The sequence below is a fragment of the Qaidamihabitans albus genome (assembly GCF_016464705.1).
GTDB classification, from domain to species: domain Bacteria; phylum Actinomycetota; class Actinomycetes; order Mycobacteriales; family Pseudonocardiaceae; genus Qaidamihabitans; species Qaidamihabitans albus.
Map to the genome: position 1 here is coordinate 1 of NZ_JAEHOB010000025.1, position 26,424 is coordinate 26,424.

Here is a 26,424-nt window from a genome sequence, read left to right on the forward strand (position 1 = left end):
AGACCCGGACATGCTCACCGGCGATGTGACCGGCGGCCAGTCCCTCACCGGCCTCCGCCAGTGGCGCGGGACGGACCCTCACCGCCGACCTCCCGTCCGGGCTGGGTCGCCTCCGCCTCCGCCAGCGCCCCCGGATCCCACCGCCGAGAGGTGCAGCTCCTCACGCAGGAACCCGGTGATGCCGCGATACCCCAGACCTACGGCCATACCCCGCCGCACTGCTTCCCCCAGCGCCTCCAGCATGCGGGCGTGGTGGCAGCGCGCCACGGCCTCACCCTCGATCAGGGCCGCGGCCAGCTCCCGATCACTCACCTGCCACCACGCCGACACGGCAGCAGCAGAAGAGGTCATCGTCTCCGGCACACACCGAGCCTACCAAAACTATCGAACACATGTTCGACACCTTCGGGTGAGACGCGTGTCGGCTGGGTTGCCCGGTCGAGCCGGTTCAGCTGCCGGCCCGGGTGAATGTCACATGCGCGACTCCGCTTGGCGAGGAGGTGGCCTCGATCTCGTAGTTCTCTTCGAGGCCCTCCAGTCCGTCCCAGAGCCGCACGCCCCGGCCGAGCAGGATCGGGACCAGCACCGTGTGCATGTAGTCGACGAGCCCGGCAGCGAGGAAGTCGCGAATCATGGTGGGACCTCCGCCGATGCGTACGTCCTTGCCGCCCGCAGCCTCGCGGGCCGTCTTGAGCGCCTCGTCGGGCGAAGCGTCGATGAAGTGGAACGTCGTGCCGCCCTCCATCTCGATCGACGGGCGAGTGTGATGAGTGAGGACGAACACCGGTGTGTGGAACGGCGGGTTCGGACCCCACGCACCCTTCCACTCCGGGTCCTCGTGCCATCCGGGGTGGCCGAACTTCCCTGCACCCATGATCTCGGCGCCGATCCCCGGATCGTACTGCTGGACGAAAGCGTCATCGACGCCGCCGCTGCCACCGGGCCGCCACCACCGGGTGGCGAACATCCATTCGTGCAGCCTTTCCCCGGCATGACCGAAATGTGCCTCGTGACTCTGCCCCTCACCGGTGCCGAAGCCGTCGAGTGAGATGGCGAAGTTGTGGACGCGGGCGCGTGACATGGCCGGTGCTCCTTCGGTGTTCGGGGGCATTGGTTTGCTCGACCAAGTCGGTCAGATTGCCGACGTGGTGCGGCAGGGTCGGGGTCATGCCACTGAGCGTGCGACGGAGCGACTCATACGTCTAATGTCAATGCTCATGCAGACTCATAGATAGGGTCGATACATGCTGGATGTCACCCGCCTGCGCGTGATCGACGCGGTCGCGCGGCACGGCTCGGTCACCGCGGCTGCGAGGGAGTTGCACTACACGCAGCCGACGGTCAGTCACCACCTCGCCAGGCTCGAGGCTGAGACCGGCGCGCAGCTGCTGCAGCGGACCGGGCGCGGGATCAGGCTCACCCCCGCCGGGCAGCTGCTGGCCTTCCGGGCGACCGAGATCCTCGGGCGAATCGATGCCGCCGACGCCGAACTGTCCGCACACGTAGGACTGAGCGCCGGGCGGGTGCGCCTGGCCAGCTTCTCGTCCGTGATCGGCTCGCTCATCCCGCGGGCGGTGGCGGCGCTGACCGACAAGCATCCCGGCCTGCAGATCGGCCTGACGGACACGCAGCCACCCGAGGCATTGGAAATGCTGCGTACCGGCAGGATCGACGTCGCGGTCATCTTCCGCTACGACGACACCGACCCCGAACCGGACGACGTTCGCCTGCATCACCTGCTCGACGATCCGCTGTACCTGCTGTCCACCCGACGCGGGCACTCGCTGGACAGCCTGCGCGACGCCACCTGGATCGCCGGCTGCGACCGGTGCCGCAGCCACCTGTTGTCGATATGCGCCGGTCGAGGGTTCGAACCCAGGATCGGCTACACCTCCGACGACATGGTCGTCATGCAGGCGCTGGTCGCCGCCGGCCTTGGCGTGACGACCAGCCCCGGGCTGGCCCTGCGCGCCCACCGCGTCAAGGGCATCGTGGCGAGCGAAGTGCCCGGATCGCGCCAGCACATCTACGCGGCGACCTACGGCGAACCACCCGACCCGCCCGCCACCACCGCGCTCCTGGCAGCACTCACCGAAGCCGCGGCATCGGTCGGCGATGTCCGGCCAGCGGACTGATCACTGCGCGGGGCAACCAGACTGCGCCATCGACGAGCCCGCCCGTGGTGCCCCGCAACGAGCGGGGCACCACGGGCGGGCGAATGCCGTGCGATGTCAGCCGGTCGGCTCCAGTGCGACCTCGGCGTGACCGGTGAGCGCGGGCACGCCGTCGGCACCCGGGTCGGTGTAGGTCGCGTGGAACACGCCGCGCAGGTCGTCGTGCTCCGGGTCGTGGCCGCTCGGCTCCGTGGTCTGGATGGACCCGGTGCACCCGGCTGCCGTCGTCTGCCCGTGACCGTGGTCGTCGTGGCCCAGGATGTAGGCCACCTCGACCCGCGAGCAGTCGACCGGCTGGTCGTCGGCGACCTTCACCTCGAACTCGACCGTGTCACCGAAGGCGAAGGGCTGCCCCTCGACGGGCTTGACGAGCTCCACCACTGGCGCGGCGTTGCCGACCACGACCTCGACTTCGGCCGAGGCCGAGCGGCCGCGGTGCTTACCGCCGACGTCGGTCACCTTCAGCGTCGAGGTGTAGACGCCGTTCTCCTGGTACGTGTGCGTGGGGTTGGCCCGCCGGGAGTCGACCGTGCCGTCGGAGTCGAAGTCCCACTCGTACCGCAGCCGGTCGCCCTCGGGGTCGTGGGTGCCTTCGCTGGAGAACGAGACGGTGAGCGGAGCATGCCCGCTGGTCACGTCGGCCGATGCCTTCGGTTCCGGCGTGTGGTTGCCGTTCGGCCCGATGTAGTCGATCCGGGCCAGCTGCGCCTCCGGAAGCTCCGCGAAGTAGCCCTTGCCGTACTCCAGGATGTAGAGCGCGCCGTTGGGACCGAACTCCATGTCGATCACACCGAACACCGGGATCGACGGGACCACGTCCTCGATGGAGGCGACCCCGCCGTCGTCGCCGAGGCGGAACGCCTTGATGTAGTCGCGGGTCCACTCGTAGAACAGCGGCGCCCCGTCGTAGTACTCGGGCCACGCCACCGGCGCCCGCCCGCGCGTGTCCGCCGGGTCGAAGTCGTAGGCCGGTCCCGCCATGGGGCCGATCCCGCCGGTGCCGAGTTCCGGGAACCGCTCGGACTCGCTGTAGGAGTACCACACCTCGGGCTGCTCGACCGGCGGCAGCTCGGTCAGGCCGGTGTTGTTCGGCGAGTCGTTCACCGGTGCGGAACAGTCGAACGGCTCCCCCGACTGCTGGGTGGCGAAGTCGTAGTCCACATAGGGCATGTCCGGCGTGACGCAGTAGGGCCAGCCGTAGTTGCCCGCGTCACGCGCCACGACCCAGCGGCCCTGCCCGGCAGGCCCGCGCTGCGGGTCGGGTGACCCGGCGTCCGGCGAGTAGTCGGCGACGTAGAGGTCACCGGTCTCCTTGTTGACCTCGATGCGGAACGGGTTCCGCAGGCCCATCAGGTAGATCTCCGGGCGCGCGCCCGAGGTGCCCGGCTCGAAGAGGTTCCCTTCCGGGATCGAGTAGGAGCCGTCCTCGTTCACGTGGATGCGCAGCACCTTGCCCCGCAGGTCGTTCGTGTTCGCGGAGGTGCGCTGGGCGTCGAACGCGGGGTTGCGGTTCGCGCGCTCGTCGATGGGGGCGTAGCCATCGGACTCGAACGGGTTGGTGTCGTCACCGGTCGACAGGTACAGGTTTCCCTCGCCGTCGAAGACGATGTCGCCGCCGACGTGGCAGCAGATGCCGCGATCTTCCTTGACCTCAAGGATCTGCTGCTCGGTGGTCAGGTCGAGCTTGTCGCCGACCAGCTGGAACCGGGACAGGCGCTGGACTCCCTCGAACGGCGCGAAGTCCGCCGGTGTACCGGTCGTCGGCGCGTCGCCCTCGTTGACGTCCGGTGTGGACGGGTCGTCGGTGGGCGTGTCCATCGGGGGTGCGTAGTAGAGGTACACCCACCGGTTGCTCTTGCCGTCGAAACCGGGGTCGACGGCGACGCTCTGCAGCCCTTCCTCGTCGTGGCTGTAGACGTCCAGCTCCGCGGCGAGCTTGTTCAGGCCGGTGTCCGGGTCGTTCAGCCAGAGTTCGCCGGCACGGGTGGTGTGCAGCACCCGGCCGTCCGGCACGACCGCGAGATCGATCGGCTCACCGGGGGTGTCGTTGAGCGTCACCTTCTGGAACGCCGCGTCGTCGGGCCGCGCGGGCTCCGCCGTCGACGCCGGCGGCGCTATGGCGAGGGCGACCCCCGCTGCGGCGAGCGTTGCCACCATGCGTGATCTGCGCATGGTCACCTACCTCTCATCACTGTTCGGTCGGGTGGGGACGGTTCGATCGAGGAGGGGATCCGGTCGGATCGGCCCTGCCTCAGGTACGCAGATCACGGAGGTAGCGGTAGCCGACCTCGGCGCTCCGCAGCGGGCTCACGTCCGGGGTGTCGTTCTCGACGATGTACTCGAGCACCGAATGAGCCCGGAGGATCCGCGGGAAGTCGATCATGCCGGTACCGAGATCGGCCATGTCGCCGCTGTCGGCGTGCCGGTCCTTGACGTGGTACTGCAGGACCCGCTGCGGCGCGCGGCGGATGACGTCGATGGCGAAGCCCTCGGGGTCGGCGGCGCCGTCGCCGCTCTCGATCCCGCCCCGGACCACCCAGTACAGGTCGATCTCCAGGTGCACCAGCGAGGGGTCCAGCTCGGCGGTGAGCACGTCCCACGGGGTCCTGCCACCGCCGAGGTCGATGGTGAACTCGTGCGCGTGGTTGTGGTACCCGTAGCGCAGCCCGGCCGACCGTGCGACCTCCGCCTCCTGGTTCATCTCCTCGGCCCAGCGGCTCCAGTCGTCGGCACTGGACGAGTTCAGATACGGCACGACCATGAACGACTGGCCGAGGGTGGCGGCGTTGGCGACCTTGGTGTCCAGGTCCTGCCGGTTCGCGCTGATGCCGTCATGGCTCGAGGTCGCCGAGATCCCGAGGTCGTCGTAGAAGGCACGCAGCTCCCCGGCGGTGCGGCCGAAGTAGCCGAGGGCCTGCTCGACCTTGGGGTACCCGAGGTCGGCGATGGAGCGCAGCGTGGCGTCGAACCCTGGCGAGCCCCACAGCGCGTCGCGCAACGTCCACAGCTGGATGCTGATCAGGCCGGGTGGAACGTGCGGCCTGCCGGTCGCGCGGCCTGCGGCGTGTGCGGGCGCCGCACCGATGCCCGCGGCGAGCAGCCCCGCCCCGACGACACCGGACAGCGCTCCGCGCAGCACGGCACGGCGGTTCGTTCCGCGTTCGGCGAGCGAGCGCCCCAGCGCCGCGTCACCGTCGAATCCGTAACACATGGTGGCTCCTACCTTCTCTCGATCGGTGGTGCTGAAAGCGGCATCGTCGGAGCCCCCCTCGGGCGCAGCGCCCGCCGCCGGGCGTCCCGTGACCGGCAACTGTCCGCTGGGTTTCGTATGACCGGGAACACTAAGCGGACTTTTGATTACGGTCAACATAGGTTTGCCCAGGTTGAACTGAAGAGCGATCTTCTGGATCACATCCGGCGTCAAGTTACCGCCAAGTAACTTGCCGATGCTCGTGAGTGCGCACGCGAGTTAGAACACTGTTACGCATTCACGACCGGTGACCGGCACCAGTCGAGATGACGGATACGCCCGCTGCCACCGGCGAGGTCACTCGCGGCTGTCGGCGCCGAGTACCAGGTCGACGAACGCCTCCATCGCCTCGTCGGCCGCCCGCACGTCACCGGTGACGAGCACATCGTGGAGCAGGCCGCGTGCGACGGCGAGACCGAGGCGGGCATGCACCCTGGCGGACGCCGGGTCGTGGCCTGCGCGCTCCAGCAGTCCGGTCAGCGCGTCGAGCCACGGACCGACCAGGTTCGCCCGCAACGCCTCCGCGTGCGGCTGTGCCTGCATGGCATGAGCCGACAGTTCGAAGAACAGTGGCCCGTACCGCAGCGCGGGCCCGACAACGAGAGACCAGAAGCGCAGCACCGCCACGCGCGGGGCGACATCCGCGGCGTCGGCCAAGGCTTCGAGAGTGTCCCGTTGCCCGCGTTCGACGACATCGACGATCTCGGCGAGCAGTCCCTCGCGTGAGCCGAAGTGGTAGATGAGCATGCGGTGGCTGGTGCCGATCGCCGCCGCGAGCCCGCGCAGGCTCCGGTCGGTCACACCGTTGTCCGCGAGGTGCTCGATCGCCGCGTGCAGCAACCGGTCCCGCCCGGCGACCGTGGTCGCTCCATCCCGCATGTACCATATGGTACAGACGGCGAGCCGGAGGTGCGCTGATGGTTGTCACGGCGGAGGAAGACGTCGACGCGGCACCGGCGGCACTGTGGGCGATCCTGGCGGATCCGGAGGCATGGCCGCGGTGGACGGGGTCCATCGACAACGTCGAGGTGCTCGACGGGAACCTGCACCTCGGGTCGCGGGTGCGGATCACCCAGCCCGGGATGTGGCCGCTGCTGTGGACCGTCTCCGAGTTCGAGCCGGGACGGGCTCTCACCTGCACCGCATCGGCGGGCGGGGTCGGCACCGCCGCGTCCCACACGGTCGGCCCGCTGGACGGGGGACGGCGGAGCCGCCTGCACCTCGGACTGACGCAGCGCGGAGTGATGGCGCCCGTGGTCTCGCTGTTGCTCGGCCACCGCGTGCGCCGCTACGTCCGGCTCGAGGCCGCGGGCCTCAAGGCCGCCGCCGAGGACCACGCCCGGCGAGCGGCAGGCGAACACTGACGGCCGATGACCAGGCCCCGGGCCGGTGAGGCGGTGCGGCTCAGCCGGGACGCAGGGTGGTCTTCGCCTCGCCGGTGGCGGGATCGTGGGGAAAGGACAGATGCTGATGGATCATCAGCCAAGCGCCGTCTCTCCGTTCGAACACCCGGGTCCCGCGTGACCAGGTGTCGACGGTCTCGCCGGAGCCGTCCTCGACCCGGACGTGGTTGAGTCCCCACGTGACGGCGATGTCGCCCCGGACGAGGATCTTCAGGTCGGGTACGTCCAAGCTGACGGAGGCGTCGGCGGCCGCCGCGAGGCCGCGCGCGCAAACCTCCCGCACCGCCTCGGCCCCGACGTACTGAAGGGGCTCGTCGTGCTCGTAAGAGACGACGTCACCGGCGATGCGGGCCATCATCCCGTCCAGGTCCTTCGCCGCGGTTTCGTTGAACCAGTTCCGGTGCAACAGGCGCACCTCCTCCTCGGCCTGCTCGGGGTCGGCGCCGTCCTGCCGATCGCCGTCCTGGGGTGGAGCCGGGTCGGCGAGGGGGAACGAGTGATGCTCGTGTGCGACGACCCATCGGCCGTCCTGCTTGCGCAGGCCGAGCGTCAGCCGCAGGCGGTTCTCCGGGTCGGCGGCGAGGTCCTCCGGTGTGCCGCAGCGCAGCAGGGCGTAGGCGAAGGCGACATCGTCACCCGCGACGATGTCGAGCGATTCGATGTCGAACGAGGCGCCTTGCGCCTGCCAGCCGAAGAACGGAGGCCAGGTCTCGCGGTAGGCATCGATGCCGCGCACGCCGCGGTGGGGTGGTGGCACGTCGAACATCACGATGTCCGTGGCGTGGTCGGCGAGGACACCGTTCATGTCGCCGGAATGCACTGCTGCCGCCCAGCGCTCGATCAGGGTCCGGATCTGCTTTTCGTCTGCGGGCATCGCGCTTCGTCCCTTCCAGTGGAAGCTCTGTCAGGACTACAACCCGCGCGGATCCGGAAAATCATCGCGAGTCACCGCATCGATTTCGGCAGCTCCGCCGGCAGGCCGAACGCGGTGAGGTCGGCATCCAGGAACGAGACCACCTCGGCCACCCGCCGGCCACGCAGGACCACCAGGTCCAGGCCCGCCGCGGCATGGACGGCCCTGCTGTCGTCCCACATGTACGTGCCGAAGGCGAGGTGCCCGTTGGCCCACGTCGGCAGAAAGCGCCAACGATGCCTCAGGGGTCCCTCGAGCAGGAAACGGCGAATTCCGTCGTGACCGGCGTACCACGCCGGCAGCGGCGGCATCGCGTACTTCGCGTCCTCGGTCAGCATGGCGACGATCGCGTCGACGTCCCCGGCCTCCCACGCGCTCATGTACCGCCGGGCGACCTCGCGTACGGACCCGTCGCCGAGCGCTTCCAGGGTTCCCTGCTGCGTGGCCTCCGGCAGCAGTCCGGCCATCGTCCTCCGGGCCCGCTGGAGGCTGCTGTTGACCGCGGCGACCGTGCTCTCCAGCACGTCGGCGACCTCGCCGGCGGCGTAGCCGAGCACGTCGCGGAGGAGCAGGACCGCCCGCTGCGCCGGCGACAGGTGTTGCAGGGCGGCGACGAAGGCCAGCTCCACGCTCTCCCGCGCCACGACCCGCTCCTCCGGGGTCAGTTCCGTCGTCCAGCTCATCAGCCGGTCCGGGTACGGTTCGAGCCAGACGGCCTCGGCCACGGCCGCGCCTTCGGGACCGAGATCGGTGGGCAGCGCGCGGCGGCCCCGTCGCTCGATGAGCGTCAACGACCTGTTCGTCGCGATCTTGTACAGCCACGGCCGGATCGACCCGCGGTCCTCGAACCGTCCCAAACCTCGCCAGGCCCGATCGAACGTCTCCTGCACCGCGTCGTCCGCGTCATGGACGGAGCCGAGCATCCGATAGCAGTGCGCGCGCAACTCCTCCCGCAACGGCCCCACAAGCCGGCCGAAGGCCTCGTCGTCACCGGCGCGCGCCGCGGCCAGCAGATCCGCCGCCGTCGCCTCGTCCATTCCCCGCCCTCTGCTCGTCACAGGAGCAAGACTACGAAGCCCGGCTCGGACCCCGCCGTCACCCGGTGCCGACGCGATCGTCAGCCGAGCAGGAAAGTGCCTGCTTGCCGGGTGACCGGTTCCGGCGCCGTCCAGAACGCGGAATGGTCGTGGTCAGGCAGAGTCAGCACGGTGACGTTAGGCAGGATCGCGGCCAGCGCGTTGGCGCCCTCACGGATGAAAGCCTCACCGTTACCGCCGACGGCCACCGCGATCGGCACGTCGATCGACCAGCGGTCGGTGGGCAGCGGTTTGCCGTCCTGGAGCCCGCGGAGGATCCGGCCGTCGTAGGCGTAGGTGTGCGCGTACTCGGCCATTGCGTCCCAGGAAGGGTCCTGCTTCATCGCTGGGATGTACTCCGCCGGGACACCGATCATCTCGGTCATGAAGTACTCGACGGCCTCGCTGCGCCTGCCCGCCGCGACCAGCGCTTCCTGGTGTTCGACGTAGTCGGCGGGCGCCGGAGGCCGGGAGTCGTCGACGATGAACGGCGGCTCGTAGAGATAGAGCCCTTTCACCTTGCCGCCCAGTGCGCCGGCCGCGTCCATGGCGAGCCCGCAGCCACCAGAACCGCTGTCAGCGCCGCAGAGCCGCCTGCGACATCGATCAGTGCGGCGATGTCGTCGATCTCGCGCGCCGGGTCGTAGGGCTGCGGGTCACCAGGAGCCGAGGGGATCCATCCGCTCCGACCACAGGGCGGCGAATCCCTGCACCCAGTCGCTCAGCTCGCGGATCGATTCGGGGCGCAGCCGGTAGATCCGCTGCTGGGACCGCTTGGTCACCTCGACCACGCCCGCCTCGGCGAGCAGCCGCAGATGCCGGGACACCTGCGGCTGACCCATACCCAGCGCGTCGACGATTCCACCCACCGGCTGCGGGCCGTCCCTGAGCAACTCGACGATCCGGAACCGGTTCGGCTCCGAGATCGCCGTCAATCGCTGCTGCACGCTGTCGACCACGCCCTGAACATACAGGGTAATATATATACACGCAAGCACATTTATAGGCCGGACGTTGCCCGAGCTAGTCGGAAGCTGTCACAACGCTTATGGTGCGGCGGTGACCTGCTCGGTCAGGAGCAGGTAGATGAACCGCAGGCTGACATCGCCGCGCGGAGTGGGCCCTGGTGTCGTCGAGGTCGAAATCGGCGGCGATCACGCGGGAACGTTCGCTGGCGCGTACGAACTCGGCGATCACATCGGCCAGCGTTTCGCCGTCGGTGACAACGAAACTGCCGTCGCCACCCGTGGCGTTGCGGACGCTTCCGGCCCTTGTCAGACGGTCCTCGGGGAATACCGGTTACCGACTGCCGCCTGTTTACCGGGAGGTGCGGAAGGGGCCGGTGATCTCGTAAGTGATGCCGCCGATGGGCAGGCCCCAGGTTCCGCGCTGTGAGGAGAAGTACAGGCGGTCACCGGCGGGGTTGAAGGCGACCCCGCAGAGCTCGGAGTCGGACTGGCCGGTCACGCGCAGGAACGGTGCGACGATGTCGTCGGGGGTGATGACGCAGATCTCCATGTTGCCGCCGTCTTCGGCGACGTAGAGGTCGCCGACGTGCGTGTCACCGGTGATGTTGTCGACGCCGGTCAGCGGGGGGTTGGAGGTGGAGTCGTCGTCGTAGACGGTGCTGAGGGTGTTGGCCGCGGCGTCGTAGGCCCAGACCTTGTTGTCACCCTTGGTGGTGAAGAAGCACTTGTCGTTGGTGTAGTAGGCGCCCTCGCCACCGTTGAAGAGCTTGGCGCCGGATACCTGCTTCATGGTGGGGGTGGGCACGCCGTCGGGATCGGGAACGTCCATCCAGGACAGGCTGCCCGCGCTGTCGACCAGCACCTGCAGCGTGCCCGCCGACAGGTCCGGCCACACGGTGGGGACGAAGCGGTAGAAGCATCCGTCAGAGGTGTCCTCGGTCTGGTAAACCACCTTGCGGACCGGATCGCAGGCGGCGGCTTCGTGCTTGAACCTGCCCATCGCGCGGCGCCGCACCGGGGCTTTGCCGCCCCACGGGTCGGTTTCCCAGGTGTAGCCCAGGTCGTGCTCCTCGCAGGACAGCCAGGTGTTCCACGGAGTGGCGCCGCCGGCGCAGTTGAGGCTGGTTCCCGACAGGATCGGGTAGGCGTCGACGATCCGCGCGTTGCCGTCGAACTTCACCGCGCCCACGCCGCCGAGCAGCGGGATCTCCGAGTTGGATACGTAGATCCAGCCGTCGCCGTCGCTGAAGCAGGCACCGCCATCGGGCGCGCTGTGCCACACGTGGCCAGTGCCGGGCACGGTCCGGAGCGACCGCGCGATGACTCGGCTGGTGAAGCCGGCGGGCAGTTGGATGCCGTTGGCGTCAGCAGTCCGCAGCGGGCCGTACGGGCTCGGACCGGTCTGAGCCGGGTAGGCGATCGCCTGCCGGGTGACGCTGAAGCCCAGTGCGGCCGCACTGGTTCCGACAACCGCGGCGCGGAGGAAGCTGCGACGGTCCACGGCTCTTCCCTTCTCCCAGGTGATGTCGCGCCGGCCCCCGTCCGCGGCAGCCGGACGAAACGAACCGTAGCGACACAACGTCGCAACCCGGTGCGGCGTCTCTGAACCCCAGGTTGCCAGATGACGACATCGAGCGATATCGGGCAGGTGAACCATCAACCGCCACCAGGGAGGCTCCGAGAACCGTGCGATCACCTCACGAGACGCGGAACGGTCCGCACACGATATCCCGTCCCCGTTGAAGTTCACGCCCCTCGCGTATACGCTTACTCCCTGTGTGGGAGCGCTCCCAATATTGATCATCATTCTGATCAACGGGAGAATGGAGGCTCAACCATGCGTATACGCACTACCTCCGGGTCGGTTGGCAGACGGCGCCGCATCCTGGCACTGGTCATCAGCGCGATGGCCTTCCTGGTCATCGGGACCCCGGCGGCCTCGGCCCACGGCACCATCGTCGATCCCGCTTCCCGTGCCTATCATTGCTGGCAAGCCTGGGGCGACGACCACACGAACCCTGCCATGCAGCAGGAAGATCCCATGTGCTGGCAGGCATTTCAGGCCAACCCCGACACCATGTGGAACTGGATGAGCGCGCTGCGGGACGGTCTCGGCGGAAACTTCCAGGCAAGGACCCCCGACGGTCAACTGTGCAGCAACGGGCTCACGCGCAACGACTCCCTGAACAACCCCGGACACTGGAAGACCACCAACGTAGGCAGCAACTTCTCGATGCGACTGTACGACCAAGCCAGCCACGGTGCTGACTTCTTCCGGGTCTACGTGAGCAAGAACGGGTTCGACCCAACCACTCAGCGTCTCGGCTGGGGAGACCTCGACTTCATCATGCAGACCGGCAGCTACCCGCCGGCGAACAACATCACGTTGAATGTCCAGACCTCTGGCTACAGAGGACATCACATCGTCTTCACGATCTGGCAGGCCTCGCACCTCGACCAAGCCTACATGTGGTGCAGCGATGTGAACTTCGGCTGAGAAGGTCCGGCCAACCAGCACTCCGAAGCACCTCAGCCCGGCGCCGGCCTGTACTCGGCGCCGGGCTGCCCTTCGACGGGCACTACCCCAGCTGGTCGCGGCGGCGGGTGAGGTAGGCGATCTCGGCGGTGTTGCCCGCCAGCTCGATGGCTTTGTCGTAGGCCGCGCGTGACTTCTGGCCGTAGCCAAGCCGGCGCAGCAAGTCGGCGCGGGTCGCATGGTAGGCGTGATAACCGGCCAGCTTGTCGTCGAGACGGTCGACGGCCGCCAGTGCCACCTCCGGGCCGTCGAGCTCGGCGACCGCGATGGCCCGGTTGAGGGCGACGATCGGCGAGGGGTCGAGGCGGACGAGCTGGTCGTAGAGGGCGAGAACCTGCGACCAGTCGGTGTCGCGTACGTCGCGGGCGGAGGTGTGCACGGCGTTGATCGCGGCGAGGATCTGGTAGCGCCCCGGAGCCACCCCGGTAGCCGCGGCGGCGAGGCGCTCGCGCACCAGCCGATGGCCCTCGGCGACCAGCGCCGCGTCCCAGGCCCCACGGTCCTGCTCGCCGAGGGGGACCAGTTCGCCGCTCGCCGAAACCCGGGCGGTGCGACGGGCCTCGGTGAGCAGCATCAGCGCCAGCAGCCCGGCCACCTCACCGTCCTCCGGCAGGAGGGCACGGATCAGGCGGGTGAGCCGGATCGCCTCGGCGGTCAGGTCGTGACGCACGGGATCGGTGCCGGGACCGGTCGCCAGGTAGCCCTCGTTGAACACGAGGAAGAGGACGGCGAGTACGCCGGAGACGCGTGCCGGAAGATCCTCCGCGGACGGCACCCGGTAAGGGATGCGGGCCGCCTTGATCTTGGCCTTCGCGCGGGTGATCCGCTGCCCCGTGGTGCTCTCGTGCACCAGGAAGGCGCGGGCGATCTCGGGCACGGTCAGACCGCCGACCATGCGCAGCGTCAGCGCCACGCGGGTCTGCATCGCCAGGGCCGGGTGGCAGCAGGTGAAGATCAGCCGGAGCCGCTCGTCGTCGACGGCGCCGAGAGGCTCCGACGGCACAGCCGGGTCGTCCCACACCATCCGAGCCTCCTTCTGCTTGTCGTCGCGCTTGTTCTCCCGCCGGATCCGGTCGATGGCCTTGCGGTTGGCGGTGGTGGTCAGCCAGGCGCCGGGATTGGGTGGTACGCCGTCGGCAGGCCACCGCTCGACGGCGGTCGCGAAAGCCTCGGCCGCCGCCTCCTCAGCGATGTCGAGGTCGCCGAAACGCCTGGTCAGAGCGGCGACCACCCGCGCCCACTCCTCGTGGTGGGCGCGGGTGATCGCCTCCCGGACGCCGGTCACGCTCACTCGCCCAGGAACGGCCGCACCTCGATCTTCCGATCGCAGACCTTCGACGCCTCGGCGGCGAGCTCGAGCGCCACATCCAGATCGGGGGCCTCCCACACCCAGACACCGGCGAGGTACTCCTTCGACTCCACGAAAGGCCCGTCGCTGAACACCGCCTCCTCGCCCCGGTTGTCGATGACCGTGGCCGCGTCGGTGTCCGCGAGTCCGCCCGCGAAAACCCAGTAGCCCTCGGCGATCAGCCGGTCGTTGAACGCGCTGATGGCAGGCCGCCTGTCCGTGCGGCCGGGATTGCTCTTGTCATCGATCACGGAAACCAGGTACTGCATCTGAAGATCATCTCCTGTGGTGTCAAGACAGCGTGGTTCAGTGGTCAGCGACTTCAGGCCGTCGCATACCGCGGGCGCCCGCCGGGCCGGTAGACCTGGATCGTCACGCCTCCCGAGGTGGCTCGCGACTCGACCAGGTCAAGCGCCGTGTCCGGGCCGGTGGCGGGGAACAGCCGCGTGCCCTGGCCGACGACCACGGGATAGGTGAGCAGGATGATCTCGTCGACCAGCTGGTTGCCGAACAGCCAGCGGACCAGGCTCCCGCTGCCGTGCACCTGCAGCTCACCTCCCGGCTTGGCCTTCAGTTCGCGGAGGGCGGCCGCGACGTCACCGGAGAGGACGGTCGTGTCCGCCCACTGCGGGTCGGTGAGCGTGGTCGACGCCACGTACTTGGGCCGCGTGTTCAGGGCCGCCGCGATGGGGCTGCTGCTCGGATCCTCCATCACGCCCCAGGAGCCGGCGAAGATCTCGTAGGTCCGCCGGCCGAACAGGAAGGCGTCGGTGCGCTGGTAGACCTGACCGAGGAGCGTCTCGGCCTCGTCGTCGAACAGCGGCAAGGCCCATCCGCCGCGCTCGAATCCGCCCCTGCGGTCCTCGTCCGCCCCACCGAGCCCCTGCATCACTCCGTCGACGGAGACGTTCGTGACAGTCGTCAGTTTCATGGGTTCCTCCTCCTTCAGGCGCCCCTCGTGGGCGGGCCTCACCCCTTCCACGAACACGACCGCCCCGATCCGACACCGCTCCCGGATTTCTCAAGCCCCGTTGCCCAGATGGTCGCGGATGGTTCGGTTGACCAGGCCGGGGTGTTCGTCGGTGATCCAGTGAGTTCCGCCAGGCACGTCGATGAACGTCAGGTCGGTGACGTAGCGATCAAGTCCTCGGCGGGAGGCGGGACGGATCCATCTGTCGTCACCGGCATGCATGACCAAGGTGGGTACGGTGACGGTCAGCGGGGAGATGTGCCGTACCACGTTGCCGTTGGCCGGTGTTCCGTCGGGTGATTCGGGGCCCTGGCCTTCGGCGTGGAACCAGCGCAGCGCGGCCGCGAGAGCTCCGGGTTCCTGCCAGCCCTCGACGTACCGGGCGAGTGTGCCGGGCTGTATGAACGGCTCGTCGAGCGCGGCGCGCAGCACGGCGAAGTCGTTGGCCGAGAAGAACTCGACGGCATCGGGGCGCCGCGCGGTGAGCATGTAGCGACTGGCCTCCTGCTGGTCGGAGTCGTGGTGCAGCGCATGGTCGAACAGGGCCGGATGCGGTGCGTCCAGGATGACCAGCGCCCGCAGCATATCGGGATGGTGCAGGGCGAACGACCAGGCGACCGCGCCGCCGACGTCGTGGCCGACGAGTACGAACCGCTGGTGCCCGAGATCCAGGGCGAGCCGGCGAATGTCCTCGACCATCGTGCAGGTGGTGTAGGCGTGGACATCCTCGGGTTTCGCGGACAGGTTGCAGCCGCGCAGGTCCGGCGCGACGGCATGGTGGTCGCGGGAGAACTCGGCGAGCTGTTCGCGGTACTGGTACCAGCACTGGGGGAACCCGTGCAGGAACATGATGAGCGGACCTGCTCCCGCGCTGACGTAGTGCAGCCGGGTGCCGTTGACATCGGCGTAATCGTGGCGGACAGCGGTTTCGTCGAACTGGGTCGTCGTCATATCGCTCTTTCCTTCGGCGGAAGTGTGAGTGCGGCACCGGGGATTCGTGCGTTGACGAGTTCACCAGTCGCTGCGCGGGTGGTCTGGCGAGTTCACGACCGCACCACCGCTCGCCCACGGTGACGTCGCATTCTCGCTAGCTCTGCCCGTGCCCTTCGACCATGCTGGACGGGTGCATCAGGACGTGGAGCGGTGTGTTCGTGCGGTGCGGTCGAAGGACGCGCGATTCGACGGCTGGTTCTTCACGGCGGTGGTCACGACCGGGATCTACTGCCGCCCGAGCTGCCCCGTGGTGCCGCCGAAGGTCGAGAACATGCGGTTCCACCCGAGCGCGGCGGCTGCTCAGCAGGCCGGGTTCCGGGCGTGCAAGCGGTGCCGGCCCGACGCCAGCCCAGGCTCCCCGCAATGGAACGAGCGCGCCGACCTGGTCGCGCGGGCGATGCGGTTGATCGCCGACGGGGTGGTCGACCGGGACGGTGTCACCGGTCTGGCCACGCGGCTGGGCTACAGCGTCCGGCAGATCCAGCGGCAGTTGCTGGCCGAGTTGGGGGCCGGGCCGCTCGCGCTGGCGAGGGCGCAGCGCGCGCAGACGGCGCGGCTGTTGATCGAGACCAGCACGGTGCCGATGGGCGATGTCGCGTTCGCCGCGGGGTTCGCCAGCGTGCGAACGTTCAATGACACTGTGCGTGAGATTTTCGGCCTCACACCAAGCGAATTGCGCGAGCGCGCCGTGCGGCGACAGCCGTCCGCCGCGCCGGGATCGCTGGTGCTGCGGCTGCCGTACCGGGCGCCGCTGTGCCCGGCCGACCTTTTCGGTCAGCTCGCGGCCGCCGCGGTGCCAGGGGCGGAGGAATGGCGTGCCGGAGCCTACCGGCGCACGCTGCGCCTACCGCGTGGCCACGGCTTCGTCGCACTCCGCCCGTTTCCCGAGTACATCGACTGCCGGCTGACCCTCACCGACCTGCGGGACCTGTCCACCGCGATCGCCCGTTGCCGGTGGCTGCTCGACCTCGACGCCGACCCGGTCGCCATCGACGACCTGCTCCGCGCCGACCCGGTGCTCGCCCCCCTGGTGGACAAGGATCCTGGCCGCCGAGTACCGCGCACCGTGGACGCCGACGAGTTCGCGGTGCGCGCCGTGCTCGGGCAACAGGTATCCACCGCGGCAGCCCGCAGACACGCGGCGCGCCTGGCCGCCGCCCACGGCTACCCGGTTTCCGATCCGGCAGGCGGCCTGACCCGCGTGTTCCCCGATGTGGCGGCGCTGGCGGCCCTCGATCCGGCCACGCTCGCCGTCCCCCGAGCCCGGCGCGCGACACTCGCCACGCTGATCAACGCCCTGGCGCGGGGCGAGATCGATCTCAGTGCCGGCACCGACTGGCGCCGGGCCCGCGCCCAACTCGCCGAGGTGCCCGGGATCGGCACCTGGACTGTCGAGGCGATCGCGATGCGCGCGCTCGGTGATCCCGACGCCTTCGTCCCGACCGATCCGGGCCTCCGGCGCGCCGTCCGTGACCTGGGTCTGCCCGGCACAACCTCGGCGCTGGCCGGGCGTTCGGCGGCTTGGCGGCCGTGGAGCGCGTATGCCGTGCAGTACTTGCGGGCGGCCGGCGACCACGCCAGCAACCGGCTTCCGGCGTGAGGAAGGGACCGGTCGTGCACAAGGCACACACCGTCGTGGACAGCCCTGTCGGCCCGCTCACTCTGGTCGGCGTCGACGGAGCGCTCACCGGCCTCTACATGGCCTGCCAGCGGCACCGGCCGCCGCAGGAGACGTTCGGCGAGCCCGACGCCGCGCCGTTCGGCCTCGTCATCGAGCAACTGGCCGAGTACTTCACGGGGGTCCGCGGCGAGTTCGACGTGCCGATAAGGCTGACGGGCACACCGTTCCAGCGCACGGTGTGGACGGCGCTGCGCGACATTCCCTACGGCGAGACGGTGTCCTACGGTGAGCTTGCCCAGCGGATCGGGAGGCCGACCGCCGCGCGGGCGGTCGGCTTGGCCAACGGCAAGAACCCGATCGGCATCATCGTGCCCTGCCACCGCGTCGTGGGTGCCACCGGCCATCTCACCGGCTACGGCGGCGGGCTGGAACGGAAACGGCACCTGCTCGACGCCGAACGAAATGTGGTCGTCCACGGCAGGTCTTCGTCTCGGCCGTGATCCGGCCGCCTAGCCGTGGGCTCGGCGGGTGGCGGCGTGTCGCATGTCGTCGGCGGTTTCCGGTGCCCTCGCCGACCTGGGCCGCCGCGCCATGCGAATCGCCAGGATCAGAAGCACGAAAGCGCCGACAGCGGCGGCGAATCGGATGTCGTGGAAGACTCCCCAGGTGCTCAGCCGCTCCTCGTAGTCGTCCGGGAGACGCCCGGCCGCCCATTCCCTGATCTCGCCGTTGATCGGTACGTTGCCGAAGACGGTCGTCACCAGCGCGGTGGCGGCGAGACCGGTCGCGGCTGTCAGCAAAGCCCGCGCAGCACCGCGGGTGACGACTGCGGACCAGACCAGAGTCACGATCGTCGTGCCCATCAACAGCGGCATGATCGTCCCGTTTCGCTGCATCAGCTCGACCCGGTAGGTCAGGTGCACGTCCAGCGGGACGGCGGCGAAGGTCGGCGCGACGTTGGCCCAGCCGTACAGGAACGCGCCGGCGAGCAGGCCGGCCGAGAGCAGGGCGAGTCCCGTGGCGAGCCTCGCGTGCACAGTGGGGGGAGGGTTCGTTGTCATGGTGGACATGAGCTCGCAAGCTCCTTCTACGGCCGGCCGCCGGACGATGTCGGCGACGATGGTTCGGGTCACCGCGGTCTGATGCGTTGGTCGGTGGTCTGCAGTCGTGGCACGTAGGCCACCGCATCCAGCGCGTCGAACGCCGGTATGCCAAGGAAACCGTTCTCCGCGCGGAACTTCCGGACGGACGCGGCGTCGTCGATCTCGGGCCGCGCGGCGCGCAGATCGGCGATCGTCAACGCCGCGTCGCTCTCGAAAGCCGCCTCGACGCTGTCCGGCTCGGGCTCGGGCAAGGCATGTTCGACGAGTTCGAGGCCGGTCGGTTCGTCGGGGTTGAGCGCTCCCGCGGCGATCCGCCCGTGGTTTCCGGTCGCGGCGATCGCCACGTAGTCGTCCCCGAGTGCGTTTCGCAGATGGTATCCGGCGGGGAAGAGCCCCGCCGCTCCTTCGTGCTCGACCGGCGTCGCGCGAATGTGGACGTTGTGGACCGCCAGTACGATCTTGCTGTCAGGTTCGAGTTCGAGTCGCCGCAGAACCGACTCGGCCATGAAGGCGTCCAGTGAAGTCGTCCCGACCGCCAGCCCTTGCCCGGCCATGTCCCGCTGGAAGTGGTCCACGAGCCAGGCACCCCGCAGGTAGCTCATTGCCGCGTCACGTTCGGCCGTCCGCCGGGTGGACATGCTTTCCATCCGGCCGAGGAGCCTGCTCAGCGTCGCCGTGACGGTGTCCCGGACTCGCTCGTCGGTCGCCAGGTAGTTGTGCAGGGCCTTCATCGGTGCCGCGTCGTGGTAGGTGCCGGCCGCGGTGATCGCCCGTTCGAGCAAGGGAAGCGTGTCCGGGTCGGCCTGCCTCGACCAGTCGGCGACCCTCCGCAGTTCGGGAAGGGGTGATCCGCCACCATCACCGGCAAGGGTGCCTGCGAAACGCACGGCGCGGCTCGCCGTCGCGTTGTGCGCCCGGAGCCAGCGCAGCGCATCGTGCATCTCCCGGCAGTCGGTCAGGGCCATGGTGGCGGTTCCGGTGAGTCCGGCCAGCTCGCCCGGGCCACCTCGGACCCAGTCGTCGACCGCCTCGGACGCGACATACGGTGCTTCGAAGGCGTACACGGTGAAGCCGCAGCGTTCGACGAGGAAACGCAACAGGCGGTGTCGCAACAGGTAGAACTCGCGAACGTGGTGGGCGCTCTCCCCGATCGCGACCACGCGCGCGTCACCAACCAGCGCGCGCAGCGGTTCGAGATCGTCGAGCGGCGCGGCCGGGTCGATCGTGTCGGCGGCCATCGCGCTGGCCTTGACCCACTGCGCGAACCTCATGACCACTTCCCCCCGCCGGCACGATCACGACTGGACCGTTAACTCTTACAGCAATGACAAAGCTAGCGATCTCTTACGTGCATGTCAAATATTGCTAGAGTGGGAGAATGCCCGAAACGAGGACCCGCCGACCCCGGCGCGCCGACGCCGAGCGCAGCCGAGCCGCGATCTTGCACGCGGCCGCGCGAGTTCTCGGTGAGCAGCCGGACGCCGGCCTCGACGACATCGCCGCGGCCGCGGACGTCACCCGCCAGACCGTGTACGCCCATTACAGCTCCCGCCAGAACCTGATCAGCGCGGTGATCGACCACGTAACCGCCGAGGTCGTCGCGGCGCTGGACGAGGCCGGCGCGGAACACGCGGAATCGGCCGAAGCCGCCATCGTGCGGTTGCTGGACGCGAGCCGGGTAGCGGTCGACCGCTACCCGTTGATCCTGCGGCCACCGCCGGTGGACCCGCACGAGTCGCACGGTCTCCACCGCCCGATCTTCGACCGGTTCGCCGAGGTCATCGAGCGTGGCAGGCGCGCTCACGAGTTCACCGACCGGCTCCCGCTCGACTGGCTGGTCGCGGCGACCATCGCGCTCGCCCATACCGCCGCCGCCGAGGTCGCCGGCGGACGAATGACGGCCGACGATGCCGAGGACGCCCTGCGGCAGAGCGCGCTCAAGATGCTCCGCGACGAGGTGTCCCCGGGTGCCCGGGGACCGACGATCACGACCGCGCATTGACCATGGCCCGGAGAACGATCAGTCGTTCCGCGGTAGCAGCCCGTTGGCGACGATGTCGGTGGCGCTCTGGAGCAGGTCGCGCAGTTCGGGTTCGGACCGGCGCAGGCGGTCCGGGCGCCAGCCGAGGCTGATGATTCCGTTCCAGGCCGACCAGAGGACGGTGGCGACCTCTTGCGGGTCGACCGGCCGCACCGCTCCTTCGTCGATGCCGCGCCTGATCGCGTCGACCATCCGGCGGTTCTGTTCGTCCACCGACCGGGCGAGGCGGTCGGCCAGTTCCCGGCCTGCGGGGTACTGACCGGGCTCACCCGGGAAGGCGAGCATCCGGAAGTACTCGGGATTCTCGAGGTAGAACCGCAGGTACTCCTCCGCCGCCGCATAGAGCCGCTGCACCGGATCCCGGTCCGGCGTGTACGCCAGGTCCATGAACCGCCGGTCCGCGTCGAGGGCGCCCTCGACGACGGCCGCGTGCAGGCCGGCCTTCGAGCCGAAGTGGTTGTAGATCGACCCGACCGCCACTCCGGCCCGGCCGGCGATCTCCTCCACGGTCACGTCCTCGATCGAACGCTCGGTGAGGATCTCCTGCGCGGCGCGCAACAGCGCGTCGATCGTGCGCCGGCGGCGCGGGTCCATGACCACCCCCGGATCTTGTATCCATTGCAAGAAGTGCGACCGAATGCTAGCTTAAGCTGGCAAGTTCTTGTAACCACTGCAAGAAGTTGGCCGGAGGCTCAGCGTGATGTTCGGGCGGGCAGGGTGGTCGGTGGCGGTCGGTCGCGGTGAATCCGCACCACGAAGGCGCCGGCCATGACGGGCCACGCCTTCCGGGACACCCGCCTCGGCGCCGCGCGTGAGGTCGAGCTGCCCTCGGGCACGGTGCGCTACCACGACGCCGGGACGGGACCCGTCCTCGTCTTCGTGCACGGCTACCTGGTCAACGCGAACGTCTGGCGCAAGGTCGTGCCACCGCTCGCCGGGCACTTCCGGTGCATCACGCCGGACTGGCCGCTCGGTTCCCACACGGTGCCGATGCGGCGGGACGCCGACCTGACTCCCCCCCGGCATCGCCGGGGTGATCGCGCAGTTCCTCGATGCGCTCGATCTGCGCGAGGTGACCCTGGTGGGTAACGACTCGGGCGGCGCCTACAGCCAGATCGTCGCCGCCGCGCACCCCGCGCGCATCGCCCGCCTTGTGCTCAACAGCTGCGAGACCCCCGAGTGCACCTGGCCGCCGACGCCGGGCGGGTTCGGCCTGCTCAAGGCCACGGCCGCGCACCCGGCGAGCTACCGCACGCTCTACCAGCTCCTGCGGATATCCCGCACCTGGCGCTGGCGCAACACCTACGGGTGGCTGGCGAAGTACCCCATCGACGCACACGTGATGAACAGCTTCGTTCGCCCCGTCCTCACCGACCCGGCGATCCGCCACGACGGCCGCAAGGCGATCGGTAGCGTGTCGGCCCGCCACAGCCGCGCCGCCGCCGACCACCTCGCCGCGCATTTCACCAAGCCGCTGCTGCTGGCCTGGGCCGCCGACGACCACGTCTTTCCGCTCACCCACGCGCAACGGTTCGCCACCCGGCTCAACGCACCCCTCGAAACCATTCCGGACAGCTACACCTACACGGCCGAGGACCAACCACACCGCACAGCCGCCATCCTCCGGGACTGGATGCACTCCACCGTCGACAAGGGACGACCATGACGAACAGGCCCGGCGACTGGTAGTGTCGGCGATCTCGGATCCGCAACCTCCCTCCTGATCATCGGGGGCGGCGCAAGATCTCCGTTGTCACGTTGGAGGGTCTTGCGATGGATGGAATCACACGCGTCCCGAACACATCGCACGCCCGTCTGTGCCTGCTGACCGTCGTCAGCGCCAGGAAGGACGCGGGAAGCAGCCCCACGAGGATCGTCGGGAGGAGCTTGGCGCGGCAGCTGCTGGACGCCGGGGACCGGGTGCGTGTTCTCGCCGAGCCCGAGCAGGTGGACGGCTGGCCTGACGGGGTCGAGGTCGTCGAGGGGTCCATCACCCGGCCGCTGGAGCACGCCGGGGTCTTCACCGGCGTTGACGGCGTCTTTCTCGCCGGGGCCATACCGGCGACGGTGCGGGATGCGCTGGAGATCGCCAAGGGTGCCGGTGTGCGGCGGATCGTCGTGCTGTCCTCGCACGGGCCGGAGTACGAGGAGACCTATTCGCCGGAGACCTGGTTCTGGCTGGCCATCGAGCGTGCCGTCGAGCGCTCGGGGATGGGGTGGACGCACATCCGCCCGTCGGCGGTGATGGGGGCGATGATCGAGGGCACCTATCCGGCCACCGGATCGGACTGGCCGGACACGATCAGCGGTGAGCGCATCGTGCGGGAGGCCTTCCTGGACGGCGGCCACTATCCCTTCATCCACGAGGACGATCTCGCCGCCGTCGCGGTGGCGGCGCTGCGTACCGACGACCATGTCGGCGCCGTCGTGGAGGCCGTCGGACTGCCGATCAACACCCGGTCGCGCGTGACGAGCATCGCCGAAGCCATCGGCCGCGATATCTCCGCCGTCGAGGTGGCGCCGGAGGAAAGTCGCGCGACCTGGCGGCGTCGCGGCTGGCCCGACAGCGGCATCGACGTGACGCTCTACGCCCTGCAGGAGTACGGCGCGCGGCTCACCGAACTCACCCGGTGGACGCTCGACCAGCGCCCGACCGTGCGCGAGAGCACCGGTCTCCCCATGCGCGGCTTCGACGACTGGGCGAGCGAGAACGCCCACCTGTTCCGCTGAACGTCCACTCCGCCACGAAGTGCGCATCTCCTTCGGCGTGATCCCCGACCACGCCGAACACCGGACACCGACCCCCGGCCCGCGCGAAGTCGCCCTCTACAAGGCTTTCCGGCAACTCACCCAACAGGCGGTCACGGACTCGGCGCACGAACCTACGTCACTGTGGAACTGCTGCGGTCCAGCTCACCCCGTCGTGAAGCGGGGCCGGGCTTGGGGCGCCCGGCGAGTTCCGGGATGAGGGTCGCGATCCCGAGCACCGCCATCGCGGCTCCCACCCACAACGGGGCGCGCAGACCGAAACCGCTGATCGCCAGGCCGCCGATCGAGGATCCGAGGATGACGCCGAGGGTGATGAAGGAGGAGTGGACCGTGTTGACCAGCGGGCGGGCATTCGCGGTGCGCTGGACCCGGGTGATCATCGCCGGGTTCATCGTCACCCCGACCAGGCCGATGCCCAGCATGAATCCCACCGCGGGGAGGCGCAGATCGGCCAGCAGCGCGAACCCGGTCAGGAAGAGCAGATTGAGGATCAGGCCGTAGACCAGTACGGGGATCGTGTACCGGTCGGCGAGGCGGCCGACCGCGGTGTTGCCGACCACGGTCGCGGCCCCGTAGGCGACGAGCAGGAGCGGCACCGTTCCCGCGCTGATCCCGGTGACCTCGGTGAGGATCGGGGTGAAGTAGCTGAACGCGGAGAACGTCGCACCGATGATGAGCGTGCTCGTGGCAAACACCAGCCACAGCCTGGGATTGCGGAAGGCGGCCAGCTCCCTTCGGACGTTGCCGCCGTCGTCGGCGGGCCGAATGCGGGGCACCGCGGCGATCGTGCACAGGGCGGCGAGGGCCGTCAGTACCGCGATGGCCCAGAACGCGGCGCGCCAGCCGAACCGGGTGCCGATCAAGGTGGCCAGTGGCAGTCCCAGCAGTGTGCCGAGCATCAGGCCGTTCATCACCGCCGCGATGGCTCTTCCGCGTACCTCCGGGCGCGTGAGCTGGGCGCTCAGTGAGATGGAGACTCCGAAGAACGCGGCCGCCGCGGTCCCGGTGATGAGTCGGGCCACGAGCATGACTCCGTAGCCGGACGCGGTGGCCGCCAGCAGGTTTCCCCCGAGAAAGATCACGAACAACGCCAGCAGCGCGTGCTTCGGCGGCAGTTTGAGCACCGCGACGGTCAGCAGCGGGCCGCCGAAGCTCATGGCCACCGCGAACGCGGTGATGAGGTAGCCGATCTGCGGGATGGTGGCAGCCAGCCCCTGCGCCATCTGCGGCATCAGCCCGGCCACGACGAACTCGCTGGTGACCATGGCGAAGATTCCCATGGCCAGGACGTAGACAGCACGAGGCACTGTGGCGCTCCTCAATGTCGCACTAGTTTTGTATAGTTCAGTTCAAAACTCGGGCACAAAAGGGCGGGAGTGGTACCCGCAGGGTGCTCAGCAGGTCAGGGCGTCCAGCGCGGTGGCCGCGATACCGTCGAGAGCCGCCCGATCCGCTCCCCCTTGGCCGGCGACACGGATTCCGGCGATCACACCGTTGACGAAGCGGGCCAGCGAGTCGGCATCGCGCGTGGACGTGATGTCGCCCTCGCGCTTTCCTGTCTCGATCGTGGCGCGCAGAACGGTCAGCCTGTGCGCCAGGTCGAGCTCCAGCATTCTCGCCGTCTCCGGATCACGCCCAGCGAGCTCCACTGTCGTGTTCACGGTCAGGCAGCCGATGCTGCCGCCCTCGCGCCTGTTGCGGAACTCGCCGTCGACCACGAGGGCGAGCAGCGCCCTGATCCGCTCGATCGCCGGCCGTTGGCGGTCTTCGAGGAGGGCGAACTGGGCCGCGTTCATGGCATCGATGTAGCGGGCGAGAACACGGGTGAACAGGTCGTGCTTGCTGTGGAACGTGTTGTAGATGCTGCTGCGGCCCAGGCCGGTGGCCGCGCACAGGTCCTGGGTCGACGTCGCCTCGTAGCCGTTCGCCCAGAAGGTGCGCATGGCCGCGTCCAGTGCCCGCTCCTCGTCGAACCTTCTCGGTCGTGCCATAACCGCACCGTAGCATGTTTTGGACTGGACGATGCAAAATTCGCCGTGATCGTCGACACCCGCATCCGCCACCCCGCGACGCCCCGCAAGACTCGGAGCCTCCGCGATTCTTCCGGACAGCCTGAACAAGAAGCCAGGTTACGGCCAAAAACACGAATATGTAGAAGAGCCACGAGAGACCGAGTGCGACTCTATCGGCGTGGGAGGTCGCCGGTGGTCGTGATGGTGTTCGCGAGCTTTCGGATCTTGATGTTGCGGTCTTGCGAGATGCGCATGAGCAGGTCGAACGCCTCGTCCTCGGTGAGTTTGTGGCGCTCCATGATGATGCCGAGGGCTTCGCCGATGTCCTGGCGTGTGCCGATCGCCTCGTGCAGTTGTGCGTTGGTGTGGGCACTGGCGAGCGCGACAGCGGCGTGCGAGGCGAGGATCCATCCCGTTTGCTCGGAGCGTTCGGTGAACGCGCCCGGCTGGGGGGAGTACAGGTTCAGCGCTCCAAGATCATTCTTGCCGTCGGTGAACAGCAGGAAGCCCATCATGCTGCCGACGCCGAGCTCGCGTGCCTTGGGTGCGAACCGGGGCCACCGTTGCTCGGTGGTGGTCATATCGGCGATCCGGTAGACCTCTTCTTTGTTGTAGGCCGCGTCGAAACACGGCCCTTCTCGTAGGTCTGCCTGCATGCGGTCGGAGGCTCGGACCACGTTGTCGGTAGCCGTCATCGTCACGACGCGGCCGCCACGCAGGACGAGGATTCCGGCAGCCTCGCAGCCCTCCACCAGGTCCGCCGCATGAACCACGATCCGGTCCAGGGTGTGCTGCACCGAGTCCTGGGCCAGCAGGTCACGAGCCATTCGTGCCATTGCGATCGCCAGCTCCTGCCAGCCTCGCGCCTCCGACACGATCCCTCGCCCTTCTCGATCTCAGCCCTCAGGCAACACCGTGCCGCACCAGGAGACCGGTATAGGTTGCCTACAGTCGTGGAAGATTAGCGTACCCGCCCACAGGGCACTCTGATCACCAGAGCTGCCACTGCGCCCGGGAGCGGGGCAGCTTCAGATTCCGCCGGTTGAGCAACGGCAGCCGGCGGAATCACCCCTTCCATGCGGTGGCGCAATGCCTACAGGCCGGGCCGGGTGCCCCCCGCCGTGGCGACGGCCACGATGACCTGTCGGTCCATGGTTCTCTGAGTGCCCGCCAGGTGGTCAGGCTGGCGAGGCCGTACTGGTCGGCGAGATGGAGGTAGCTGGGTTCAGGGATCTTGCGCACACGTG

Annotated in this window: 30 protein-coding genes; 9 read left to right on the forward strand and 21 right to left on the reverse strand. The window is 68.9% G+C overall.

The window, feature by feature from the left end:
* Window positions 1-78 precede the first annotated feature (78 nt).
* Both JAP66_RS29655 and JAP66_RS29660 read right to left on the reverse strand, forming a co-directional pair.
* The gene (locus JAP66_RS29655; protein ID WP_199435177.1) at window positions 79-351 is read right to left on the reverse strand and encodes a hypothetical protein; all 273 of its coding nucleotides are present in this window, start codon (window positions 349-351) and stop codon (window positions 79-81) included.
* A gap of 97 nt (window positions 352-448) precedes the next feature.
* The gene (locus JAP66_RS29660) at window positions 449-1,081 is read right to left on the reverse strand and encodes a dihydrofolate reductase family protein (protein ID WP_199435178.1); all 633 of its coding nucleotides are present in this window, start codon (window positions 1,079-1,081) and stop codon (window positions 449-451) included.
* A gap of 163 nt (window positions 1,082-1,244) precedes the next feature.
* On the opposite strand from JAP66_RS29660, the gene JAP66_RS29665 reads away from it, so the two are divergent.
* Window positions 1,245-2,135, forward strand: coding sequence for a LysR family transcriptional regulator (locus JAP66_RS29665; protein ID WP_199435179.1), 891 nt, complete (start codon window positions 1,245-1,247; stop codon window positions 2,133-2,135).
* 96 nt (window positions 2,136-2,231) lie between these two features.
* On the opposite strand, the gene JAP66_RS29670 is transcribed toward JAP66_RS29665, so the two are convergent.
* The 3 genes from JAP66_RS29670 to JAP66_RS29680 all read right to left on the reverse strand — a co-directional run bounded on the left by JAP66_RS29670 (window position 2,232) and on the right by JAP66_RS29680 (window position 6,303).
* Window positions 2,232-4,346, reverse strand: a complete 2,115-nt coding sequence (locus tag JAP66_RS29670; protein WP_199435180.1) for a PQQ-dependent sugar dehydrogenase — start codon at window positions 4,344-4,346, stop codon at window positions 2,232-2,234.
* A gap of 79 nt (window positions 4,347-4,425) precedes the next feature.
* Window positions 4,426-5,385: a sugar phosphate isomerase/epimerase family protein gene (locus JAP66_RS29675; RefSeq protein ID WP_199435181.1), complete on the reverse strand. Its 960-nt coding sequence runs from the start codon at window positions 5,383-5,385 to the stop codon at window positions 4,426-4,428.
* A 336-nt stretch (window positions 5,386-5,721) separates the two neighbouring features.
* Window positions 5,722-6,303 (reverse strand): TetR/AcrR family transcriptional regulator, encoded by a 582-nt coding sequence (locus tag JAP66_RS29680; RefSeq protein WP_199435182.1) that lies wholly within the window; start codon window positions 6,301-6,303, stop codon window positions 5,722-5,724.
* Window positions 6,304-6,341: 38 nt separating this feature from the next.
* Here JAP66_RS29680 and JAP66_RS29685 point away from each other — a divergent pair, with 38 nt between their 5' ends.
* Window positions 6,342-6,788: an SRPBCC family protein gene (locus tag JAP66_RS29685; RefSeq protein ID WP_199435183.1), complete on the forward strand. Its 447-nt coding sequence runs from the start codon at window positions 6,342-6,344 to the stop codon at window positions 6,786-6,788.
* Window positions 6,789-6,828: 40 nt separating this feature from the next.
* Here the strand turns inward: JAP66_RS29685 and JAP66_RS29690 are convergent, their stop codons facing one another.
* From JAP66_RS29690 to JAP66_RS29715, 6 genes are all read right to left on the reverse strand, one after another.
* Entirely contained in the window at window positions 6,829-7,701 is an 873-nt protein-coding gene (locus tag JAP66_RS29690) for a YybH family protein (RefSeq protein WP_199435184.1), read from the reverse strand.
* Between the two features lie 71 nt (window positions 7,702-7,772).
* A complete protein-coding gene (locus JAP66_RS29695) occupies window positions 7,773-8,798 on the reverse strand; it encodes a sigma-70 family RNA polymerase sigma factor (protein ID WP_307849776.1) in 1,026 nt (341 codons plus the stop codon).
* Between the two features lie 59 nt (window positions 8,799-8,857).
* A complete protein-coding gene (locus tag JAP66_RS29700; protein ID WP_199435185.1) occupies window positions 8,858-9,364 on the reverse strand; it encodes an alpha/beta fold hydrolase in 507 nt (168 codons plus the stop codon).
* A gap of 108 nt (window positions 9,365-9,472) precedes the next feature.
* The gene (locus tag JAP66_RS29705; RefSeq protein WP_199435186.1) at window positions 9,473-9,775 is read right to left on the reverse strand and encodes an ArsR/SmtB family transcription factor; all 303 of its coding nucleotides are present in this window, start codon (window positions 9,773-9,775) and stop codon (window positions 9,473-9,475) included.
* Between the two features lie 64 nt (window positions 9,776-9,839).
* Window positions 9,840-10,013 (reverse strand): hypothetical protein, encoded by a 174-nt coding sequence (locus tag JAP66_RS33370; RefSeq protein ID WP_372449025.1) that lies wholly within the window; start codon window positions 10,011-10,013, stop codon window positions 9,840-9,842.
* A gap of 120 nt (window positions 10,014-10,133) precedes the next feature.
* Window positions 10,134-11,285, reverse strand: coding sequence for an alkaline phosphatase PhoX (locus JAP66_RS29715; RefSeq protein WP_199435187.1), 1,152 nt, complete (start codon window positions 11,283-11,285; stop codon window positions 10,134-10,136).
* 336 nt (window positions 11,286-11,621) lie between these two features.
* Between JAP66_RS29715 and JAP66_RS29720 the strand changes: the two genes are divergently transcribed.
* Window positions 11,622-12,281 carry a lytic polysaccharide monooxygenase auxiliary activity family 9 protein gene (locus tag JAP66_RS29720; protein ID WP_199435188.1) on the forward strand — a complete coding sequence of 220 codons (660 nt, stop codon included), beginning with the start codon at window positions 11,622-11,624 and terminating at the stop codon, window positions 12,279-12,281.
* 82 nt (window positions 12,282-12,363) lie between these two features.
* Here JAP66_RS29720 and JAP66_RS29725 read toward each other — a convergent pair whose 3' ends face one another.
* From JAP66_RS29725 to JAP66_RS29740, 4 genes are all read right to left on the reverse strand, one after another.
* The gene (locus JAP66_RS29725; protein ID WP_199435189.1) at window positions 12,364-13,605 is read right to left on the reverse strand and encodes an RNA polymerase sigma factor; all 1,242 of its coding nucleotides are present in this window, start codon (window positions 13,603-13,605) and stop codon (window positions 12,364-12,366) included.
* A gap of 2 nt (window positions 13,606-13,607) precedes the next feature.
* On the reverse strand, window positions 13,608-13,937 hold the full coding sequence (locus JAP66_RS29730; protein ID WP_199435190.1) for a YciI family protein: 330 nt from the start codon (window positions 13,935-13,937) through the stop codon (window positions 13,608-13,610).
* Window positions 13,938-13,990: 53 nt separating this feature from the next.
* Window positions 13,991-14,599, reverse strand: a complete 609-nt coding sequence (locus tag JAP66_RS29735; RefSeq protein ID WP_199435191.1) for a dihydrofolate reductase family protein — start codon at window positions 14,597-14,599, stop codon at window positions 13,991-13,993.
* A gap of 90 nt (window positions 14,600-14,689) precedes the next feature.
* Window positions 14,690-15,589, reverse strand: coding sequence for an alpha/beta fold hydrolase (locus tag JAP66_RS29740; RefSeq protein ID WP_199435192.1), 900 nt, complete (start codon window positions 15,587-15,589; stop codon window positions 14,690-14,692).
* 172 nt (window positions 15,590-15,761) lie between these two features.
* Here JAP66_RS29740 and JAP66_RS29745 point away from each other — a divergent pair, with 172 nt between their 5' ends.
* Together JAP66_RS29745 and JAP66_RS29750 are read left to right on the forward strand one after the other, a co-directional pair.
* Entirely contained in the window at window positions 15,762-17,231 is a 1,470-nt protein-coding gene (locus JAP66_RS29745; RefSeq protein ID WP_199435193.1) for an AlkA N-terminal domain-containing protein, read from the forward strand.
* Window positions 17,232-17,245: 14 nt separating this feature from the next.
* On the forward strand, window positions 17,246-17,752 hold the full coding sequence (locus tag JAP66_RS29750; RefSeq protein ID WP_307849777.1) for a methylated-DNA--[protein]-cysteine S-methyltransferase: 507 nt from the start codon (window positions 17,246-17,248) through the stop codon (window positions 17,750-17,752).
* Window positions 17,753-17,761: 9 nt separating this feature from the next.
* Here JAP66_RS29750 and JAP66_RS29755 read toward each other — a convergent pair whose 3' ends face one another.
* Together JAP66_RS29755 and JAP66_RS29760 are read right to left on the reverse strand one after the other, a co-directional pair.
* Entirely contained in the window at window positions 17,762-18,322 is a 561-nt protein-coding gene (locus JAP66_RS29755) for an anthrone oxygenase family protein (RefSeq protein ID WP_199435194.1), read from the reverse strand.
* Window positions 18,323-18,381: 59 nt separating this feature from the next.
* Entirely contained in the window at window positions 18,382-19,626 is a 1,245-nt protein-coding gene (locus JAP66_RS29760; RefSeq protein WP_199435195.1) for an erythromycin esterase family protein, read from the reverse strand.
* A gap of 107 nt (window positions 19,627-19,733) precedes the next feature.
* Here JAP66_RS29760 and JAP66_RS29765 point away from each other — a divergent pair, with 107 nt between their 5' ends.
* A complete protein-coding gene (locus JAP66_RS29765) occupies window positions 19,734-20,357 on the forward strand; it encodes a TetR/AcrR family transcriptional regulator (RefSeq protein WP_199435196.1) in 624 nt (207 codons plus the stop codon).
* An 18-nt stretch (window positions 20,358-20,375) separates the two neighbouring features.
* On the opposite strand, the gene JAP66_RS29770 is transcribed toward JAP66_RS29765, so the two are convergent.
* Window positions 20,376-20,990, reverse strand: coding sequence for a TetR/AcrR family transcriptional regulator (locus JAP66_RS29770; RefSeq protein WP_199435197.1), 615 nt, complete (start codon window positions 20,988-20,990; stop codon window positions 20,376-20,378).
* Between the two features lie 174 nt (window positions 20,991-21,164).
* Here JAP66_RS29770 and JAP66_RS29775 point away from each other — a divergent pair, with 174 nt between their 5' ends.
* From JAP66_RS29775 to JAP66_RS29785, 3 genes are all read left to right on the forward strand, one after another.
* Window positions 21,165-21,485 (forward strand): alpha/beta fold hydrolase, encoded by a 321-nt coding sequence (locus JAP66_RS29775; RefSeq protein ID WP_199435198.1) that lies wholly within the window; start codon window positions 21,165-21,167, stop codon window positions 21,483-21,485.
* A complete protein-coding gene (locus tag JAP66_RS29780) occupies window positions 21,430-22,062 on the forward strand; it encodes an alpha/beta fold hydrolase (protein WP_199435199.1) in 633 nt (210 codons plus the stop codon). Before JAP66_RS29775 ends, JAP66_RS29780 begins: the two co-directional genes overlap by 56 nt.
* A 221-nt stretch (window positions 22,063-22,283) precedes the next feature.
* Window positions 22,284-23,126 carry an SDR family oxidoreductase gene (locus JAP66_RS29785; RefSeq protein ID WP_199435200.1) on the forward strand — a complete coding sequence of 281 codons (843 nt, stop codon included), beginning with the start codon at window positions 22,284-22,286 and terminating at the stop codon, window positions 23,124-23,126.
* Window positions 23,127-23,278: 152 nt separating this feature from the next.
* Here JAP66_RS29785 and JAP66_RS29790 read toward each other — a convergent pair whose 3' ends face one another.
* The 3 genes from JAP66_RS29790 to JAP66_RS29800 form a co-directional block, all read right to left on the reverse strand.
* A complete protein-coding gene (locus tag JAP66_RS29790; RefSeq protein WP_199435201.1) occupies window positions 23,279-24,472 on the reverse strand; it encodes an MFS transporter in 1,194 nt (397 codons plus the stop codon).
* 87 nt (window positions 24,473-24,559) lie between these two features.
* Window positions 24,560-25,156 (reverse strand): TetR/AcrR family transcriptional regulator, encoded by a 597-nt coding sequence (locus JAP66_RS29795; protein ID WP_199435202.1) that lies wholly within the window; start codon window positions 25,154-25,156, stop codon window positions 24,560-24,562.
* A gap of 191 nt (window positions 25,157-25,347) precedes the next feature.
* On the reverse strand, window positions 25,348-26,052 hold the full coding sequence (locus tag JAP66_RS29800) for an ANTAR domain-containing protein (protein WP_307849778.1): 705 nt from the start codon (window positions 26,050-26,052) through the stop codon (window positions 25,348-25,350).
* Window positions 26,053-26,424 lie beyond the last annotated feature (372 nt).

Excerpts from the sequence above, each read along its gene's own strand:
- JAP66_RS29755 (WP_199435194.1), bottom strand. The coding sequence starts at position 18,322 with ATGTCCACCATGACAACGAACCCTCCCCCCACTGTGCACGCGAGGCTC.
- JAP66_RS29775 (WP_199435198.1), top strand. The coding sequence starts at position 21,165 with ATGACGGGCCACGCCTTCCGGGACACCCGCCTCGGCGCCGCGCGTGAG.
- JAP66_RS29760 (WP_199435195.1), bottom strand. The coding sequence starts at position 19,626 with ATGAGGTTCGCGCAGTGGGTCAAGGCCAGCGCGATGGCCGCCGACACG.
- JAP66_RS29770 (WP_199435197.1), bottom strand. The coding sequence starts at position 20,990 with ATGGACCCGCGCCGCCGGCGCACGATCGACGCGCTGTTGCGCGCCGCG.
- JAP66_RS29690 (WP_199435184.1), bottom strand. The coding sequence starts at position 7,701 with ATGCCCGCAGACGAAAAGCAGATCCGGACCCTGATCGAGCGCTGGGCG.
- JAP66_RS29700 (WP_199435185.1), bottom strand. The coding sequence starts at position 9,364 with ATGGACGCGGCCGGCGCACTGGGCGGCAAGGTGAAAGGGCTCTATCTC.
- JAP66_RS29740 (WP_199435192.1), bottom strand. The coding sequence starts at position 15,589 with ATGACGACGACCCAGTTCGACGAAACCGCTGTCCGCCACGATTACGCC.
- JAP66_RS29685 (WP_199435183.1), top strand. The coding sequence starts at position 6,342 with ATGGTTGTCACGGCGGAGGAAGACGTCGACGCGGCACCGGCGGCACTG.
- JAP66_RS29735 (WP_199435191.1), bottom strand. The coding sequence starts at position 14,599 with ATGAAACTGACGACTGTCACGAACGTCTCCGTCGACGGAGTGATGCAG.
- JAP66_RS29665 (WP_199435179.1), top strand. The coding sequence starts at position 1,245 with ATGCTGGATGTCACCCGCCTGCGCGTGATCGACGCGGTCGCGCGGCAC.
- JAP66_RS29655 (WP_199435177.1), bottom strand. The coding sequence starts at position 351 with ATGACCTCTTCTGCTGCTGCCGTGTCGGCGTGGTGGCAGGTGAGTGAT.
- JAP66_RS29660 (WP_199435178.1), bottom strand. The coding sequence starts at position 1,081 with ATGTCACGCGCCCGCGTCCACAACTTCGCCATCTCACTCGACGGCTTC.
- JAP66_RS29680 (WP_199435182.1), bottom strand. The coding sequence starts at position 6,303 with ATGCGGGATGGAGCGACCACGGTCGCCGGGCGGGACCGGTTGCTGCAC.
- JAP66_RS29720 (WP_199435188.1), top strand. The coding sequence starts at position 11,622 with ATGCGTATACGCACTACCTCCGGGTCGGTTGGCAGACGGCGCCGCATC.
- JAP66_RS29675 (WP_199435181.1), bottom strand. The coding sequence starts at position 5,385 with ATGTGTTACGGATTCGACGGTGACGCGGCGCTGGGGCGCTCGCTCGCC.
- JAP66_RS29765 (WP_199435196.1), top strand. The coding sequence starts at position 19,734 with ATGCCCGAAACGAGGACCCGCCGACCCCGGCGCGCCGACGCCGAGCGC.
- JAP66_RS29795 (WP_199435202.1), bottom strand. The coding sequence starts at position 25,156 with ATGGCACGACCGAGAAGGTTCGACGAGGAGCGGGCACTGGACGCGGCC.
- JAP66_RS29670 (WP_199435180.1), bottom strand. The coding sequence starts at position 4,346 with ATGCGCAGATCACGCATGGTGGCAACGCTCGCCGCAGCGGGGGTCGCC.
- JAP66_RS29730 (WP_199435190.1), bottom strand. The coding sequence starts at position 13,937 with ATGCAGTACCTGGTTTCCGTGATCGATGACAAGAGCAATCCCGGCCGC.